Origin of the sequence: Nocardia sp. NPDC051787 (genome assembly GCF_040681325.1) — a bacterium.
In the GTDB taxonomy this organism is placed as follows: domain Bacteria; phylum Actinomycetota; class Actinomycetes; order Mycobacteriales; family Mycobacteriaceae; genus Nocardia.
The window spans coordinates 349,187-366,077 of record NZ_JBFAYO010000002.1 but is presented as its reverse complement, the minus strand read 5'-3'; the positions used below and the strand labels follow the sequence as shown (position 1 = coordinate 366,077).

Below are 16,891 nucleotides of genomic sequence, written 5' to 3'. Positions count from 1 at the left end.
CCTATCGGCGCGTGCCCGGACATCCGCCGTCATGCCGGAGGCTGCGCCGCGCACACTCAGCGCAGCGCTGACGCGGCCTCTTGATCGAGCTGCCAGGTGGTGGAGTCGATGCCTGTTGCGCCGGCCGCGGGGATCTCCAGCGGGTCGGCGCCGCCGATCGCCGCGGCGACGGCCTCCGCCTTGGCCGCGCCGCCGACCACCAGCACGACGTGGCGAGACCGCCGGACGGCGGGCAGGGTGAGGGTGACCCGCACCGGCGGCGGCTTCGGCGAATCCGTCACGGCCACAACGAGTTCATGGTCCTCGCGCACGGCGTCGGTGTGCGGGAACAGCGAGTTCACGTGCCCCTCGCCGCCCATGCCGAGCAGATGCAGATCGAACGCGCCGTGCTCAGTGAGGTAGGCGTGCACGGCCGCGGAGTACTCGGCGGCCGCTTCCACGGGATCGGGGTACTCGCCATCGGACGCGGCCACCGGATGCACCCGGGCCGGATCCACCGGTACGTGGTCGAGCAGCGCCTGCCCGGCTTGCAGGTCGTTGCGCTCCGGATCGCCCGCGGGCAGGAAACGCTCGTCGCCCCAGAACACGTCGAGCCGGGACCAGTCGATGCCGCCGGGCGACTTGCGCACCTGCTCCAACAGGGCGATGCCGGTGCCTCCGCCGGTCAGCACCACCGACGCCGCACCGCGCTCGGCTTGGGCCGCGACGAGGACCGACACGAAACGGGCAGCCGCGGCGGCGACAAGCGACTCGGTGTCGAGGTGGACCTCGACGGTGTCGCTGGGAAAGGGTGAATCGGTGTGGTCACTCATAGATCACCTTCTCGATTCCGGCCAGTGCCTCCGCGTAGATGTCGTCGGAGTCCAACCTGCGTAGTTCCTCGGCGAGGCAGTCGCGAGTCTCCCTGCGGGCCAACGCTATCCGCTGCACCGGGTCGCCGGTGCGGGTGAGCGTGGCGGTGCGGCCGGTTTGCGGTCGCTCGATAGCTATGGAGACCGCGCGGCGGTGCAGTTCCACGTGCAAGGGGCCGGTGCGGCGGCGAACCGGGCACCCGAGCCGGGCCGCCAGCCAACCCGCCAGCATGTCCAGGGCGGGTTCGTCGCGCAGTCCGGACACCGTCGCCAACTCCACCAGCTCGAACGGCGGCTCGTCCATGGCGGCGGCCAGCAGCGCGCGCCAGTAGGTGATCCGGCTCCAGGCCAGATCGGAGTCGCCGGTCGCGTAGGAGCCGAGCCGCTTCTTGATCGCCGCCTGCGGATCCGGCGCGAACGTGGCGTCGGTGATGCGACGGGTCGCCAGCCGGCCCACCGAGTCCCTGGACGGGAACTCCGGGGCTCCGCGGGGCCACCAGGCGACCACCGGTGTATCCGGCAGGAGGAACGGGATGACGACGCTGCTTTCGTGGTTGATCAGGTCGCCCTGCAGGCGCAGCACGATCACCTCGGCCGCTCCCGCGTCGCCGCCCACCCGGATCTGCGCGTCCAGCCGGGTGGCGGCTTCTCGGTCACCGCGTGCGAGCACCACGACGCGACAGGGATGCTCGCGGCTGGCGTCGTTCGCGGCGTCGATCGCGTCCTCGGCCTCGGAGCTGTCCAGCGTGCACACCACCAGGGTGAGCACCCGGCCCATGGTGATCACGCCGTTGCTCTCGCGCAGCTGCACGAGACGCTTGGTGACCTCACCGGTCTTGGTCTCCGGCATGTCGACGATCACGGCCGCCGCCATTCGCGCCCGGTGCGGGCGAGCATCTCCTCGGCCGCCGCCGGACCCCAGGTGCCCGCCTCGTACGGCTCCGGTTTGCCATCGGCGGCCCAGCGCTCGAGCACGGGGTCCAGGATGCGCCAGGACAATTCGACCTCCGCGTTGACCGGGAACAGCGACGGCACCCCGAGCAGAACGTCGAGGATCAGGCGCTCGTAGGCCTCCGGAGAGGACTCGGTGAACGCCTCGCCGTAGCTGAAGTCCATGTTGACATCACGCACTTCCATGCCGGAGCCCGGCACCTTCGAGCCGAACCGCGTGGTGATGCCCTCGTCCGGCTGCACCCGGATGACCAGCGCGTTCTGCCCCAGTTCTTCGGTCATGGTCTGGTCGAACGGCAGGTGCGGGGCCCGCTTGAAGATCACCGCGATCTCGGTCACCCTGCGCCCCAGTCGTTTTCCGGTGCGCAGGAAGAACGGGACACCCGCCCAGCGGCGGGTGTCGACCTCCAGGCTGATCGCCGCATAGGTCTCGGTCCGCGAATTCGGATCGAACCCTTCCTCGTCCAGCAGTCCGACCACGTGCTCGCTGCCCTGCCAGCCCTCCGCATATTGCCCTCGGGCGGTGGTCTCGTCCAGCGGTTCGAGGAGCTTGGTCGCCGAGAGCACCTTGATCTTCTCGGTCTGCAGCTGCTTGGGCTCGAAGCTGATCGGCTCCTCCATGGCGGTGAGGGCCAGCAGTTGCAGCAGGTGATTCTGGATCACGTCACGCGCGGCACCGATGCCGTCGTAATACCCGGCGCGACCGCCCAATCCGATGTCCTCGGCCATGGTGATCTGCACGTGGTCGACGAAGTTGGCGTTCCAGATCGGCTCGTACAACTGGTTGGCGAAGCGCAGCGCCAAGATGTTCTGCACCGTCTCCTTACCGAGGTAGTGGTCGATGCGGAACACGGTCTCCTCCGGGAACACCCGGTTGACCAGTGCGTTGAGCTCTTGGGCGCTTTCCAGGTCGTGCCCGAACGGCTTCTCGATCACCACTCGGCGCCACGGCTTTCGGCCCGCTTCGTCGAACCCTTTCGTCTGCGCCAGGCCGTGCCCGGAGAGCTGATCGAGCACGACGGGAAACGTCTTCGGCGGGATCGACAGGTAGAAGGCGTGGTTGCCGCCGGTGCCGCGCTCCTTGTCCAGGGTGGCCAGGGTGTCGGCGAGCCGGTCGAACGCCGCGTCGTCGTCGAAGGTGCCCTGGACGAACCGGATGCCCTCTGCGAGCTGGTCCCAGACCTCTTGGCGGAACGGAGTGCGCGAGTGCGTTTTCACCGCGTCGAGGACGACCGCGGCGAAGTCCTCGTCGGCGTAGTCGCGGCGGGCGAAGCCGACCAAGCCGAAACCCGGGGGCAGCAGCCCCCGGTTCGCCAGGTCGTAGATGGCCGGCATCAGCTTCTTCCGGGACAGGTCACCCGTGACGCCGAAGATCACCATGCTGCACGGTCCCGCGATACGCGGAAGCCGTTGGTCCCGGCTGTCGCGCAGCGGGTTGTGCCAATCGTTCGCGGCCGCTCGACCCGTGGACGCTGAACCGGCCATCGGTCAGCTGTTCCCGGAAGCGGAAGCGGCGGCCGACCTCAACTCCTCGGCCGTGGCCGAAAGCAGCTCCTCCCAGGACTTCTCGAACTTGTCCACGCCTTCGCGCTCGAGCACCGCGAACACGTCGTCGAGGTCGATGCCGACGGCGGTCAGCTGGTCGAAGACCTCCTTGGCCGCCGCGGCCGTGCCGCTGACGGTGTCGCCGCGGATCTCACCGTGATCGGCGACCGCCTGGAGGGTCTTCTCCGGCAGCGTGTTCACCGTGTTCGTTGCGACCAGCTCGGTGACGTACATGGTGTCGGGGTAGTCCGGGTTCTTCACGCCCGTCGACGCCCACAGCGGCCGCTGGCGATTCGCGCCGGAGGCGGCCAGGTTCGTGTAGGTGGAGGTGTGCTTGCCACCGTCGAACACGTCCTGGTACTCGGCGTAGGCCAGGCGCGCGTTGGCGATACCGGCCTTCCCGCGCAGCGCGAGGGCCTCGTCGGTGCCGATCGCCTCCAGCCGCTTGTCGATCTCGGTGTCCACCCGGGACACGAAGAACGAAGCGACGGAATGGATCTTGGCCGGATCATGGCCGGCGACCTTCGCCTTGCGCACGCCGTCCAGGTAGGCGCCCATCACCGCGCGGTAGCGCTGCACCGAGAAGATCAGCGTGACGTTGACGCTGATGCCCTCGGCGAGCACCGCGGTGATCGCGGGCAAGCCCGCCTCGGTGGCCGGGATCTTGATGAACAGGTTGGGCCGGTCGACGATCTTCCACAGCTCGACCGCCTGCGCGATGGACTTGTCCGCGTCGAACGCCAGGCGGGGATCGACCTCGATGGAGACCCGGCCGTCCACACCGCCGGTCGCTTCGAAGACCGGAGCGAACACGTCGCAGGCCGCGCGGACGTCGTCGGTGGTGATGGTGCGGATGGCGGCATCGGCGTCGGCGCCTCGAGCGGCAAGCTCTTTCAGCTGGCTGTCGTAGCTGTGCCCCTGGCTGAGCGCACCCTGGAAGATCGTCGGGTTGGTGGTGACCCCGACGACGCCACGGGTGGCGATCAGCTCGGCCAGGTTGCCGGACCGGATCCGGTCCCTGGACAGATCGTCGAGCCATACGGACACCCCCGCCGCCGACAGGGCGGCGAGGTTTTCGTTCTGAGCCATGAGCGCTATCCCTTCACGTTCTCGAGCGTGCGCTGCGCGGCGGCAACGACGGCTTCCGGAGTGAAGCCGAATTCGCGGAACAGGGTCTTGTAGTCGGCGGAAGCGCCGAAGTGCTCGATCGACACGATCTCGCCCGCATCACCGGCGAACCGGTGCCACGGCATCGCGATACCGGCCTCGACGACGACGCGTGCGGCGATCGCGGGCGGAAGCACCTCGTCCCGGTAGGTCTTGTCCTGTGCGTCGAACCACTCCACACACGGCATCGACACCACGCGGGTGGCGATGCCCTGCTCCTCCAGCGTAGTGCGGGCGGCGACGGCGAGATGGAGCTCCGAACCGGTGGCGATGAGGATCACCTGCGGGGTGCCGGTGGACGCCTCGGCCAGGACGTAACCGCCCTTCGACACGCCCTCGAAGCTGGTGCCTTCCAGGATCGGCAGGTCCTGGCGGGTCAGCGCGAGTCCGGACGGGCCGTCCTGGTGCGGCGGCTCCGACACCGAGAAGTGCGAGGTGTGCTCGCTGCTGTCGCGCTCCAGAATGGTGCGCCAGGCGTAGGTGGTCTCGTTGGCGTCGCCGGGACGCACCACGTTCAGGCCGGGGATGGCGCGCAGCGCGGCCAGGTGCTCGATCGGCTGATGCGTGGGACCGTCCTCGCCCAAGCCGATGGAGTCGTGCGTCCACACGTAGATCGCGGGCACCCGCATCAGCGCTGCCAAGCGGACGGCGGGGCGCATGTAGTCGCTGAACACCAGGAAGGTGCCGCCGTAAGGCCGGGTGGGGCCGTGCAGCGCGATGCCGTTGAGGATCGCGCCCATCGCGTGCTCGCGGACGCCGAAGTGCAGCGTGCGGCCGTACGGGTTGGCCTTCCACATGCCGGTCGAGATCGATTCCGGCCCGAAGCTGGGCTGGTCGGGCATGGTGGTGTTGTTGGACTCGGCCAGGTCGGCCGAACCACCCCACAGCTCCGGCAGCACCGGGGCGAGCGCGGCGAGCACCTTGCCGGAGGCCTTGCGGGTGGCCATGCCCTTCGGATCCGGTTCGTACGTGGGCAGATTCGCCGACCAGTTCTCCGGCAGCCGCCGCGCGGCGAGGCGGTCGAACAGCGCCTTGTTCTCCGGGTTGGCCGCGGCCCACGCGTCGAACGACTTCTGCCACTCCTGGTGCGCCTGCCTGCCGCGGTCGACGACCTTGCGGGTGTGCGCGATCACCGCCGGGTCCACGTGGAAGCTCTGCTCGGGGTCGAAGCCGAGCACCTTCTTGGTGGCGGCGACCTCGTCGGCACCCAGTGCGGCGCCGTGCGCGGAGCCGGTGTTCATCTTGCTGGGCGCCGGGTAGCCGATGATGGTGCGCAGCACGATGATCGAGGGCTTGTCGGTCTCGGCCTTGGCGGCGGCCAGCGCGGCCTCGATGGCGACGACGTCCTCGCCGCCCTCGACCACCTGCACGTGCCAGCCGTAGGCCGCGTAGCGCTCGGCGACGTCCTCGGTGAAGGCGATGGTGGTGTCGTCCTCGATGGAGATCTTGTTGTCGTCGTAGACCACGACCAGGTTGCCCAGCTGCTGGGTGCCCGCGATCGACGACGCCTCGGAAGTGACGCCTTCCTCGAGGTCACCGTCGGAGGCGACCACGTAGACGAAGTGGTCGAACGGGCTCGTGCCCGGCGCGGCGTCCGGGTCGAACAGACCGCGCTCGCGCCGCGCCGCCATCGCCATGCCGACCGCCGACGCCAGGCCCTGGCCGAGCGGGCCGGTGGTGATCTCGACGCCGTCGGTGTGGCGGAATTCCGGGTGACCCGGGGTGAGCGAGCCCCACTTGCGCAGGTGCTGCAGGTCGTCCAGTTCCAGGCCGAAACCCGCCAGATACAGCTGGATGTACTGGGTGAGGCTGGAGTGGCCGCACGACAGCACGAACCGGTCCCGGCCGACCCAGCTGGGATCGGTGGGGTCGATGCGCATGGTGCGCTGGTAGAGGGTGTACGCCAGCGGCGCCAGGCTCATCGCGGTACCGGGGTGACCGTTTCCGGCGTTCTGCACCGCGTCGGCGGCGAGGACCCGAATGGTGTCGACCGCCTTGGTGTCCAGATCCGTCCAGTCGTCCGGGTGGTTCGGCTGAGTGAGGGCGCGGATGTCGTCTGTGATCGACACGACCGAGGTTCTCCTGACATTGGTTCGTCGACGGCGGGTGGGTTCTGACGGCGATGATCGCGCGGCAGCTACGGCGTGCATACCGGGTTTACCCAACTACCCTAGATGTGCCCGGTGACCGGCACAGCAGTAACCCTGTGTTGTTTTGCCGTGGCGTTTTGCGGCGCCCGCGGCGCTGCGTGTTCGCGCCCACGTTGCGGCTCGTGCCGGGGCAGCCGAGGTTCGTGATCGCGTCGCATGCTTCGCTCGCCTGGGCGGCGAGCCGGTCCGTGAACGGTGACCCACTGCCTCGCACCAACGGGCCTGGAGCTGGTCGATCGAACGACTGCACGCCAGTCGGCCGAGGGAATGGTGCGTGCGGGTGTGTATCGGATGTGCCGTGTTCGCGTGCTGCGTGTTCGCGCTCACGTTGCGGCCTCCTCCGAGCGGGCAGAAGTCGCCGAGCCGCATCGAAGTGCGTTCCCCTCCAGGACGTAAGCCGCGTGAACACCAACCCGTAATACTCAGCAGTACGACCGTCTCGAAGGGGGGACGATCGAGCGCGCGCAATGGCACGTCTGGTCGGTCACATTCCCCTGCCGTTGCGCGGGGGCGAGGGGAGGGGTGGAGGCGGCAGGGGTCTACCATCCTTTGTAGTAGTAGTCGCGCCGCACCGGTCGGAGGGGGCGCCGGGGCGGACGCGGGTCCGGTGCGGCACATCCGTACCAGCGGGACGAGCGCTGCTGGTCCATGCCGGATGCGATGCACAGCGTGCGAGGAGAGACAGTGCGGATTGGGCGACAGCCGGGTGGCGATGGTGCGCACGGCTCCTCCGCGACGGCGCTGGCCGACCGGTTCACGGGTCCCGGCCTACCGTCCCGGCTGCTGCGGCGAGTGCTGGCCTACGTCGCGCTGACCAAGCCGAGGGTGATCGAGCTGCTGCTCGTCGCCACCATCCCGACCATGCTGCTAGCCGACCGCGGCACCGTCGACATCCGCCTGATCCTGGCCACGCTGTTCGGCGGCTGGATGGGCGCGGCGAGCGCGAACACACTCAACTGCGTCGCCGACGCCGACATAGACAAGATGATGAAGCGCACCGCCAAGCGGCCGCTGGCTCGGGAGGCGGTGCCGACGTCGAACGCCTTCGTCTTCGGCGTCGCACTCGGCCTCGGCTCCTTCGCCTGGCTGTGGTGGCAGGCGAACCTGCTCAGCGGCCTGCTCGTGGTGGCGACGATCTTGTTCTACGTCTTCGTGTACACGCTGGGCCTCAAGCGCCGCACCTCGCAGAACGTGGTGTGGGGCGGCGCGGCGGGCTGCATGCCCGCGCTGGTCGGCTGGTCGGCGGTGACCGGAGGCATCGGCTGGCCCGCCATCGCGCTGTTCGGCGTCATCTTCTTCTGGACGCCGCCGCACACCTGGGCGCTGGCCATGCGCTACAAAGAGGACTACCGCGCGGCCGGGGTGCCGATGCTGCCGGTGGTGGCCACCGAGCGGACCGTCACCCGGCAGATCGTCATCTACACCTGGCTGACCGTGCTCACCACGCTGGCCCTCGTGCCGGCGACCGGTGTCATCTATGCGGCCGTCGCGCTGGTGGCCGGAGCGTGGTTCCTGCTCATGGCCCACCAGCTGTACGCGGGCGTGCGGCGCGGCGAGTCGGTGAAGCCGCTACGGCTGTTCCTGCAGTCGAACAACTACCTGGCCGTGGTGTTCTGCGGTCTCGCGGTGGACTCGGTGCTCGGCTGGGACACCATAGGCAGTTTCTTCAGCTGATCGCGCCCACGTAGCCGTCCGGGCGGACGAGAACCCGGGAGCCATCGGTTGCGGCGTAGGCCCTGAACGCGTGCCCGTCGACGTCCACCACGTGCGGTCCCGCCACCGCCGTTCCAGGCCGGACCACCGCATATGCGGGCACGCCCGGATCGGCCTCGACGGGAGCGTCGAACGACAACAGCGTCGCGTGCGGCCCGCGGAACAGGTCGAACAGCCGCATCGGTCGTCCTGCGGCATCTTTCAGCGGCGCGTCCGGCGCACGATCACCAACGGCCAGCGCCGCGCGCACGGCTGGATCGCGGTAGCTGATGTCCAACTGCTGGGTCTCCGGTCCACGCTCCATCGCGTCCTCGTCGCCGTCTACCAGCTTGTCCAGCAGTTCGGAACTCAGCCCGAGCACCCGGGCGGCCACCGTCCGGCGCTCGGTCTCATAGCTGTCCAGGAATGTGTCGTCACCCTCGAGAGCGGCGGCCAGCTTCCAGCCGAGGTTGTACGCATCTTGGATGCCGGTGTTCATGCCCTGGCCGCCGGTGGGCGGATGCACGTGCGCGGCGTCACCGGCGAGGAAGACGTGGGTATCGCGGAATCGTCGCGCCAGACGGACGTTCGGCCGCCACACCGTCACCCAGGTGAGGTCGGTGAGAGTGACGTCGTTGCGGCAGCAACAGCGATCCACGTATTCCTGCAGCAGTTCGAGGCTCGGCTGCGCGTCGCCGGTCAGTGGCGCGGCGAACTGGAACCGGCGTCCACCGGGCAACGGTGACAAGGCGATTCCCTCCATCGGCTGGTCGGCGGCGGCGAACCAGTAGCCGAACTCGTGATCGAGCGCGTCGGCGCGCACATCGCCGAGCAGCATGCGGATCGACTCGTCGGTGCTGCCCTCGAACGGGATGCCCAGCGTCTTGCGCACGGTGCTCTTGCCGCCGTCCGCGCCGACCAGGTAGGCGGCTCGGACGTTCTCGCGCGTCCCGTCGCATTCCAGGGTCGCGGTGACGCCGTCGTCGTCCTGTGTGCAGCCGACCAGCGCGGTGCCGAGTTCGACGTGCACGCCGAACTCGGCGAGCCGATCGCGCAGGATGGCCTCGGTCTCGGACTGGCCGAGCACCCACGGGTTCGGGTAGGGGACTGCGGGGGTGGGCTCGACCGGCTCGGACATCCTGCGCTCGGCGACGAACTGGCCGTCGAGGTGCACGCGCATCACCGGTGTCGGCATCCCCGCCGCGAGCACCGCGTCCAGTACGTCCAAGTCGTCGAAAACCTCCAGCGTGCGCGGCTGGATGCCATCGCCGCGGGAGCCCGCGAAGAACGTCGCGGCTTTGTCGATGATCCGCACCGGGATGTTCCGGCGGGCGAGGTCGAGAGCGAGAGTGAGGCCGGTGGGTCCGGCGCCGACGACGAGAACGAGTCCTGACACGACATACTCCTGATGAAACTTGATTCACTGAAACTTAATTCAGTGTCGCGGTTGGTACGTTTCCCTGTCAAGGAGGTGAGGCGGGTGTCGCTGAGTCGCAAGGAGAAGGCGGCCGAAACCGAGCAGGCGCTGAAGGCCGCGGCGCTGCGGTTGTTCGCTGAGCGCGGCTATCTGAACACCAAGATCACCGACATCACGATGGAGGCGGGCCGGGCGGCCGGATCGTTCTACAACCACTTCGCGAGCAAGGAAGAACTACTCCAGGCGCTGCTGAGCGATCTGGCCGCCGCGGGTGACTCGCGCGCCGAAGGTCCCGACCACAACCCGGATTTCAGCGATCCGGAGGCCGTGCGCTACCACGTTGCCGGGTATTGGACCTTCGCGCGAGAGCACGGGCCGGTTCTGCGCGCGGTGAATCAGGCGGCGCTGGTCAACGAGGACTTCGCGGGTATGGTCGCGCGCTTCGGCGTCCAGCAGCGCGCCGACATCGCCGACCACGTGGCAGGCTTCGCCGACAAGGGATTACGGCTGCCGAGCACCCCCGACGCCAGCTTGGCGATGATGTTCCTGCTCATCCAGAACCTGCTGGCCGCGGTCGAGGACGGCACGGTCGCGCTGACCGGCGAACAGGCGGTGGACGGCCTGACTCGCTTCGTCTACCGAGGGTTGACCGGGCGCGATATCCCGGAGCCCACCTGAATTCTGCCGAAACGCAGCGTTGCGCAATCCAGCCATTGATACCGACCGCCAGATCGATGCTCAGCGCATCCCTGTCGCGCAGCGAGTAGTCGAACGGAAGCCCGTGCAGCACAGTGTCGTTCACTGAGAGACAGGCGTGTCGCGGGAACTCGCTGACCGGGCCACCCCGAAAACGGGGTATTCCATTGTGATCCGATCGAGCGCACCATGGGAGAGGTCCGGTTTGTTTATCAGGGTACGTGCCGGAGGGCCAAATCCCTGTTCAGGGCAGCACAATTGGATCCCGATTCGCCACGCCCCGCGTGTGCTGCCGATTCGATGACAGCGACCGGGCGCCTATGTTCGGGGCCGCGGTGGATCGACTCGTGATTGCAGGTAACCATCATGATCTTTGCGAAAATTGCCGCGACAGCACTTCTTTCCGCTGTCGCACTGGGCGTCACGGCCGCGACCGGCCATGGCGAGGCGGGCGTGGCCGGTGCGGAAATCAGCGGTATCGACCAGGGTGTCGCGTACACGGCCGCGGTGGCATCCGACCGGTCCAGTGCGACCCTCACCCTTACCTCGGGCTCGTTCGTCTCGACACCCACCGGGGTATCCGTGGCGGCGCCGGACGGTTCGGTAATCGGCCAGGTGCCGACGACGGTGCGCAGCGTCTCGGGTCAGGAGGTGCGGGTGGCGCCCGGCATCGATGCCACCGCGACGACCTTGACCCTGACCCCCATCGGCACGGCGACACCGGAGCCGGATGCGCCGCAGTTCATCGGTGACGCCGGCACCACGGTCGCCGGCGTGTTGATCGGTTGCGCCGTGGGTGCGCTGATCGGCCTCCTCTTCCTGATCGTCGGGGCCCTTCCCGGCTGTGTCATCGGCGGGATCATCGGAGGTATCGCCGGCGCCCACCAGTGACGCGACAGCTCACCCGACAATGCTCCGGTCGGCGCGGACGATTCTCCGCGCCGACCGATCCGTGCTCGGGCTGGGTCAGGGATGTCTCCGCATCATCGCGGCGGACGTTTCCGGCTGAGCGGCTTCTTCATACCGCGCAGTATGGCTCCACCTACGAGACTGTTCGGTTGCGGCGACTCGGAGAATCATCGCCCGGGCGTGGAAGACACCTGACGGTGGGCCACCCGTCCAGTCGCCCCCTGCTCGGGTTCACGGAAGAAGGACGATGGAGCCCGTGGTCTTGCGGCCTTCCAGGTCGCGGTGGGCCTGCTCGGCGTCGGCCAGCGGGTAGGTCGCGCCGATCCGGATATTCAATGTGCCGTTGGCGATGGCGTCGAGCACATCGCCCGCGCGCCAGGCGAGTTCGGCGCGGTCGCGGGTGTAATGCGCGAGGGTGGGGCGGGTGACGAACAGCGAACCGGCCGTGCTGAGTCGCTGCAGGTCGAACGGCGGCACCGGCCCGCTCGCGCCGCCGAACAGCGCTAGCATGCCGCGCACGCGCAGCGACGCCAGGCTGGATACGAAGGTCGCCGCGCCGACGCCGTCGTAGACCGCGGCCACGCCGACTCCGTCGGTGAGTTTGCGCACTTGGTGGGCGAGCTCGTCGCCGTAGCGCAGCACCTCGGCCGCGCCCGCCGCACGGGACAGGGTCTCCTTGTCGTCGGAGGACACAGTTGTGAGCACGCGCACGCCGCGCGTGGTGAGGAGCTGGGTCAGGATCAACCCGACACCACCCGCGCCCGCGTGCACCAGCACGGTCTCCCCGGGCTCCGGTTTGTAGATGGATTCGATGAGGTAGTGCGCGGTCATGCCCTGCAACAGCGCCGACGCGGCCACCGGCGGCTCGACACCGTCCGGCACCGCGATGGCGACGGCGGCGTTCACCGCGACCTTGGGTGCGTAGCTGCCCGGCGCGGCTGCCCAGGCGACCCGGTCGCCGACCGAGAACTCGGTGACATTCGCGCCGACCTCGGCGACGACGCCGGTGCCCTCAGCTCCCGGAATGTAGGGGACATCCTGTGGATAGCGCCCGGTGCGGATGTAGGTGTCGATGAAGTTGACACCGATCGCCTGCGTGTCGACCAGCAACTGGTCCGGCCCCACCTGCGGATCGGGCACCTCCACGTACCTCAGAACCTCGGGACCACCGTGTTCGAAAACCTGAATGGCACGCATGAGATCCAGTTGTACACCCAAGGGGCTGGACCGCATCCTACCGGTCGGTAAACTGCCTGCCATGAGTGCTGAAACCGCCACGCCCCCGACGAAGCTGTCGGGTGCCCTCGTGGAGTCCGTCAAGGGATTCGTCGCTGATCACGGTGGCTCCGCCACGGCCGTGCTCCAGCCGATCGGGCGCACCGGCGTCCGGCTCACCCTGGTCGGCGCCGACGGCGTCCTCGGCGACCGCGTCGTCCCCGACCTGGACGCCGCCAAGGAGCTGGTCGCCACCATCGACGGCCTCACCGAGACCGACGAATGGGATCGCGAGCTCACCTCGATCGTCACCCCGCGCAAGGGCCATTGGGCCAAGATGGCGGGCTGGGTCGCCAAGCAGACCCGTTTCCCCAAGGCGCGCAACGAGAAGTGATCGGTGCGTAGCCGGATGACGCGGCTGTCGAGCCGCATCGGCGCGGTGTTGGCCGCCGGGTGCGCAGCCCTTGTCGCAGTGGCGATTCCGGCGGCGGCGCAGGACACGTCCAATGCCTTGCGCGCCTGCACGCCGGGCGACTATCCGCCGTACTCGGTCGCCGACGGTGGCTACCGCGGCGTGGACGTCGATCTCGCCCGCGGATTCGCCGCAGCGCTCGGCCGCCCGATCGAATTCGTGCCCGTGACGTGGGCGACCCTCAAATCCGATTTCACCGAGCGGAACTGCGATATCGCCGTCGGAGGCATCTCCGACCAGCCTTCCCGCCGCGTGTTCGCCGACTTCTCGATCACCTACGGCACCGACGGCAAGACCCCGATCACCCGCCGATCGAACGGCGCCGCCTACTCGACCATCGAGGAGATCAACCGCCCCGGCGTCCGGGTCATCGCGAACCGCGGAGGAACGAACGAGGAATTCGCGCGCAAGAACTTCCCCGAGGCGCAGCTCACCTTGTGGCCGGACAACCTGACGATCTTCAGCGAGATCGAACAGGGCCGCGCCGACGTGTTCGTCACCGACGCCGTGGAGGGCCGCTACCGCGTCCGCCAGCACCCAGACCTCCAGGTACTGCATCCGGAAGCGCCGTTCGACTCGTTCGGCAAGGTGCTGCTGGTGCGGAAGAACGACGCGGTCCTGGCTACCGCGCTCAATGCCTATCTGGCGACCCAACTCGCGACCGGTGAGGTGGACCGGCTGTTCGATCAATGGATCGGTCCGAACGCTTCCGTCGGCTGACCGCATCGACTGTAATTCGCTGTCCCACACGGCATTCTGTTGCTCGCTGGGAGGCCTCATTCGACCGTGTGTCCACGGACCTGGGGATATGGCAGTGGCGTCCGAAGCAGTCCGACACTTCCGCAGCCCGCGGGCTGGAGCGGCCTCAGTTGGACGCCGGGCGTTCCACATCTGTGCGGCGTGGATGCGCCAGTAACGCCCGCCAAGCCGAATGCCACGGGAACTGGGGGAGAAGCGAATCTCCGGTGCCCGGCTCATGCGGCTCGCCCTCGTCCATTACTACGGTGACGCCCCACTCGGACAGCTTGCGCATCCCCTCCTGGATCGCGGGAAAGCTCATCTGCGCGTTGTTGGAATACGGCACCGCCACGATCGGCAGCCCCTTGCCCAGCCCTTCGACCAGCAGCCCGAGCGGCAGCGTGTCGGAGATACCGGCGGCCCACTTCGCGACGGAATTGCCGGTCACCGGAGCGGCGATCATGCCGTCCGGAGGTGGCAGGACATCCGGCGTGCCGGGCTCCTTGTACTCACTACGCACGGGGTAACCGGTCTGTGCGGCGAGCGCGTCGACGTCGATGAACCGGGTCCCCGACGGTGAGGCGATCACGCAGACCTCCCACCCATCCTCCTGCGCCACCGTGACAAGCTTGCCGACATCGCGGGCAGCGGGGGAGCCGGTCACGAGGGCGTACAGCACGGGATTTCCGTTGGCGTCCATGCGATCATCGTGTCACGCCAGGTTTCCGACGCCAGATGGTTTCCGCTTCGAGCCATCGTCCCTCCGCTGTCGCGGCCTACATGGTCACGGGTCGTGATCGCGCGAAGCACCGGCGCCGAGATCTTTGCCAGACCCGTCGACGAGGCCGATCCAGGCGGCCCGGGTTTGGCGTGATCGGTCGGGCTTGTCCGGGGTGATGGATGCGGTAAACGCGTTTCAAGTGGCAGCGATGATGCGGCGCCTGCGGTCCCGCGCATGCACAAGGCGATCAGCGCTTGCGTACGACCAGTTCCAGCGCGATGTTGTCCGGATCGCGGAATTCCAGGATGTACATGGGACCGAGGTCTTTCACGCCGGCGTGAGCGATGCTGAGTTCGTCGAGCAAGGCGGCCGCCGAATCGAGCTCTGACCGTGTGGCAAGGGCGAAGGCGAGGTGGTCGAGTCCGACTCGGTCTTCGTCGAACTCGTCGCTGGCGACCGGGCGAAGCCCGAGCAGTGCATCACCCATCTGGTAGATCACGCCGCCGAAGAGGAAGCCGAACCGCTCACGTGTGGCTTCGTCTGCGTCCGCGGGACACTCCCAAGCGATCGGCCACCCGAAGACGGCGTCATAGAAGGCCCGCGACCTGTCGATGTCGGTCACTGTCAAGCGGACATGGTCGAACGAACTGGTGGCGATCGGCATGGTCAAGATACTGTCATGATTGTCCGGTTCTCCTCAGGTGACCTGACCGCGAAGTCTTGTCACTCGGCCGCTGGCAATCTCGCGCATCTGTCGCGACGCCGGAGCGCTGCGGTTCATGCCGGGACCGCGCCGATGCGTTTGGCGAGTCGGCCGAGGTCGCCGGTGGTCAGGTCGCGGCGTGCCGAGCGCATCATGTGGCCGACCAGTTCACGGACATGGGTCATTCCCCGGACTTGCTGGGGTGCGATGTGTTCGGCGCGCAGCAGTGCCTACAGGGAGCTGCGGTAGTCGCGGCGTAGGGCGTGTGCGCGGCCGATTTCGACGAAGTATTGGGCTCGGCGACCTTCGGCGGCAATACTTTCCGGGTCGAGTGTCGGTGCGAGTTCGAGCACTTGACCAGGGTCGCGTCGTTCCATTGCCGCCGACATCCGCCATAGCGTTACGTTTGCCGCGTCGAAGGTCGGGTTGCGCAGCAGGGCTGTGTCCGGGCCTGCCTGCTCGAGCCGGGCGACTTGCCGGTCGGCTTTGTCGAGGTGATCAGTCGGGTCCTGGCCAAGCGCAGCGCTGACCAGTGCGGCCTGTAGGTGCAGCATTCCGTAGGTTTCGATCTCGCCGAGCGTGCGTACGTCCGGTGCGAGCCGGTCGACTCCTGGACGCCATCGCCGACAGCCCGTACTCGCTCGAGCCTGCTCGCCGAGCTGGACGTCTCAAGGCCGAGCGCGGAATCCCGCTGGACAGTTTGCTGCACGCCTTCCGCGTCGCGGGATTGGCGTTCTGGGAGGTCATCGTCGAACGCGCTGAACATGACGACCGCCCCGCGCTGCCCCGGCTGTCGACGCTTATGTGGGCCACCGTCGACGAGTACTCCGTCGCGGCGGCCGACGCCTACCGGCGCATAGTCGTCGCGGGGGGCGAACAACCCGATCAACGATTGTTGCGGGCACTGCTCGATCCCGATCTCCCACCGACGCAGCGCGAGGACTTGCGCAGAAGGATGCGCCTGCCCGCCCGAGGCACGTTCGTCGTCCTGGTCGGCGACATTCGCCCCGCCGCGGTCGGAGTGACGACCGTCCGGACCCTTCTCGCCGACGACCGGGTAACCCTGGCGCGCCGCAGACTCCGCGGTCACGCTCGACCGCGCGGTACGCACAGCGAGGGCGCGGGCCGGTGCCAGCAAACCGTTCACCGACCTCGCAGCCGCACCTGCCGCGCTCGACCAGGCGCGTCTCGCGTTCCGGTGTCTGAGCGCGGCGGACACCGGAATCCACACGTATGCCTCATCGCCGGTGCGTGCCTTGATCGCGGCCCACCCCGTACTCGCCGCAGACGTCCTCTCGGATGCGCTTGCCGCATTCGACGGACTCCACCCCGCCGACGCCGACGCTCTCGTACAGACCGCCCTGGCCTGGTACGAGCTCGGCGGCTCGACGTCGTTGGTCGGAGAGCGCCTTCACCTGCACCGCAACACGGTGTTACACCGTCTCGAGCGGATCGAGCGGCTCACCGGTTCAGTGTTCGCAGTGCCAGCCGACGCGGCGCTGCTGTATTTGGCGCTGCAAGCACGGCTGCTTCGGGCACACCGGGGTCGAATGGGCTGAACAGATCGAGCATGAGCACCCCGTCGGCCCGCTATCGCTTTGGCGTCGGCGCGACGGCCGAAACCCCATGTGCCGCATCGGCGAGCGCATATAGTCGGCCAAACC

At 68.2% G+C, this 16,891-nt stretch carries 16 protein-coding genes and 1 pseudogene; 6 read left to right on the top strand and 11 right to left on the bottom strand.

Features of this window, described 5'->3' with window-relative positions; translation table 11 throughout:
* Positions 1-56: 56 nt before the first annotated feature.
* From pgl to tkt, 5 genes are read right to left on the bottom strand one after another with little or no spacing between them, the layout of a single operon-like run.
* Positions 57-812 (bottom strand): 6-phosphogluconolactonase, encoded by a 756-nt coding sequence (gene pgl, locus AB0M45_RS03615; protein ID WP_364322487.1) that lies wholly within the window; start codon positions 810-812, stop codon positions 57-59.
* The gene (gene opcA / locus AB0M45_RS03610; RefSeq protein ID WP_364322485.1) at positions 805-1,713 is read right to left on the bottom strand and encodes a glucose-6-phosphate dehydrogenase assembly protein OpcA; all 909 of its coding nucleotides are present in this window, start codon (positions 1,711-1,713) and stop codon (positions 805-807) included. The genes pgl and opcA overlap by 8 nt, the downstream gene beginning before the upstream one ends.
* Positions 1,710-3,287, bottom strand: a complete 1,578-nt coding sequence (gene zwf / locus AB0M45_RS03605; protein ID WP_364322483.1) for a glucose-6-phosphate dehydrogenase — start codon at positions 3,285-3,287, stop codon at positions 1,710-1,712. Before zwf ends, opcA begins: the two co-directional genes overlap by 4 nt.
* A 3-nt stretch (positions 3,288-3,290) precedes the next feature.
* Positions 3,291-4,436, bottom strand: a complete 1,146-nt coding sequence (gene tal / locus AB0M45_RS03600; RefSeq protein ID WP_364322481.1) for a transaldolase — start codon at positions 4,434-4,436, stop codon at positions 3,291-3,293.
* A gap of 5 nt (positions 4,437-4,441) precedes the next feature.
* On the bottom strand, positions 4,442-6,583 hold the full coding sequence (gene tkt / locus AB0M45_RS03595) for a transketolase (protein ID WP_364322479.1): 2,142 nt from the start codon (positions 6,581-6,583) through the stop codon (positions 4,442-4,444).
* Positions 6,584-7,348: 765 nt separating this feature from the next.
* Here tkt and AB0M45_RS03590 point away from each other — a divergent pair.
* On the top strand, positions 7,349-8,338 hold the full coding sequence (locus AB0M45_RS03590; protein ID WP_364322477.1) for a heme o synthase: 990 nt from the start codon (positions 7,349-7,351) through the stop codon (positions 8,336-8,338).
* Here AB0M45_RS03590 and AB0M45_RS03585 read toward each other — a convergent pair.
* Positions 8,331-9,752 (bottom strand): FAD-dependent monooxygenase, encoded by a 1,422-nt coding sequence (locus AB0M45_RS03585; RefSeq protein WP_364322475.1) that lies wholly within the window; start codon positions 9,750-9,752, stop codon positions 8,331-8,333. The two genes, AB0M45_RS03590 and AB0M45_RS03585, sit on opposite strands and share 8 nt — an antisense overlap.
* Positions 9,753-9,836: 84 nt before the next feature.
* Between AB0M45_RS03585 and AB0M45_RS03580 the strand changes: the two genes are divergently transcribed.
* On the top strand, positions 9,837-10,451 hold the full coding sequence (locus AB0M45_RS03580; protein ID WP_364322473.1) for a TetR/AcrR family transcriptional regulator: 615 nt from the start codon (positions 9,837-9,839) through the stop codon (positions 10,449-10,451).
* A 22-nt stretch (positions 10,452-10,473) separates the two neighbouring features.
* On the opposite strand, the pseudogene AB0M45_RS03575 reads toward AB0M45_RS03580, so the two are convergent.
* Positions 10,474-10,584, bottom strand: a pseudogene (locus AB0M45_RS03575) (type I methionyl aminopeptidase); the annotation flags it as partial.
* A gap of 251 nt (positions 10,585-10,835) precedes the next feature.
* Here AB0M45_RS03575 and AB0M45_RS03570 point away from each other — a divergent pair.
* Positions 10,836-11,360 carry a hypothetical protein gene (locus AB0M45_RS03570; protein ID WP_364322471.1) on the top strand — a complete coding sequence of 175 codons (525 nt, stop codon included), beginning with the start codon at positions 10,836-10,838 and terminating at the stop codon, positions 11,358-11,360.
* A gap of 249 nt (positions 11,361-11,609) precedes the next feature.
* Here the strand turns inward: AB0M45_RS03570 and AB0M45_RS03565 are convergent, their stop codons facing one another.
* Positions 11,610-12,575, bottom strand: a complete 966-nt coding sequence (locus AB0M45_RS03565) for a quinone oxidoreductase (RefSeq protein ID WP_364322469.1) — start codon at positions 12,573-12,575, stop codon at positions 11,610-11,612.
* A gap of 61 nt (positions 12,576-12,636) precedes the next feature.
* Here AB0M45_RS03565 and AB0M45_RS03560 point away from each other — a divergent pair, with 61 nt between their 5' ends.
* Entirely contained in the window at positions 12,637-12,987 is a 351-nt protein-coding gene (locus AB0M45_RS03560) for a hypothetical protein (RefSeq protein WP_364322467.1), read from the top strand.
* A 3-nt stretch (positions 12,988-12,990) separates the two neighbouring features.
* Complete coding sequence (locus AB0M45_RS03555) at positions 12,991-13,785, top strand: transporter substrate-binding domain-containing protein (RefSeq protein WP_364322465.1); 795 nt, start codon at positions 12,991-12,993, stop codon at positions 13,783-13,785.
* Positions 13,786-13,930: 145 nt separating this feature from the next.
* Here the strand turns inward: AB0M45_RS03555 and AB0M45_RS03550 are convergent, their stop codons facing one another.
* The 3 genes from AB0M45_RS03550 to AB0M45_RS03540 form a co-directional block, all read right to left on the bottom strand.
* Complete coding sequence (locus AB0M45_RS03550; protein WP_364322463.1) at positions 13,931-14,503, bottom strand: flavoprotein; 573 nt, start codon at positions 14,501-14,503, stop codon at positions 13,931-13,933.
* A 268-nt stretch (positions 14,504-14,771) separates the two neighbouring features.
* On the bottom strand, positions 14,772-15,188 hold the full coding sequence (locus tag AB0M45_RS03545) for a VOC family protein (protein WP_364322461.1): 417 nt from the start codon (positions 15,186-15,188) through the stop codon (positions 14,772-14,774).
* Between the two features lie 269 nt (positions 15,189-15,457).
* Complete coding sequence (locus AB0M45_RS03540; RefSeq protein ID WP_364322459.1) at positions 15,458-15,781, bottom strand: hypothetical protein; 324 nt, start codon at positions 15,779-15,781, stop codon at positions 15,458-15,460.
* A 693-nt stretch (positions 15,782-16,474) separates the two neighbouring features.
* Between AB0M45_RS03540 and AB0M45_RS03535 the strand changes: the two genes are divergently transcribed.
* The gene (locus AB0M45_RS03535; RefSeq protein WP_364322457.1) at positions 16,475-16,786 is read left to right on the top strand and encodes a helix-turn-helix domain-containing protein; all 312 of its coding nucleotides are present in this window, start codon (positions 16,475-16,477) and stop codon (positions 16,784-16,786) included.
* The last annotated feature ends 105 nt before the right edge of the window (positions 16,787-16,891 follow it).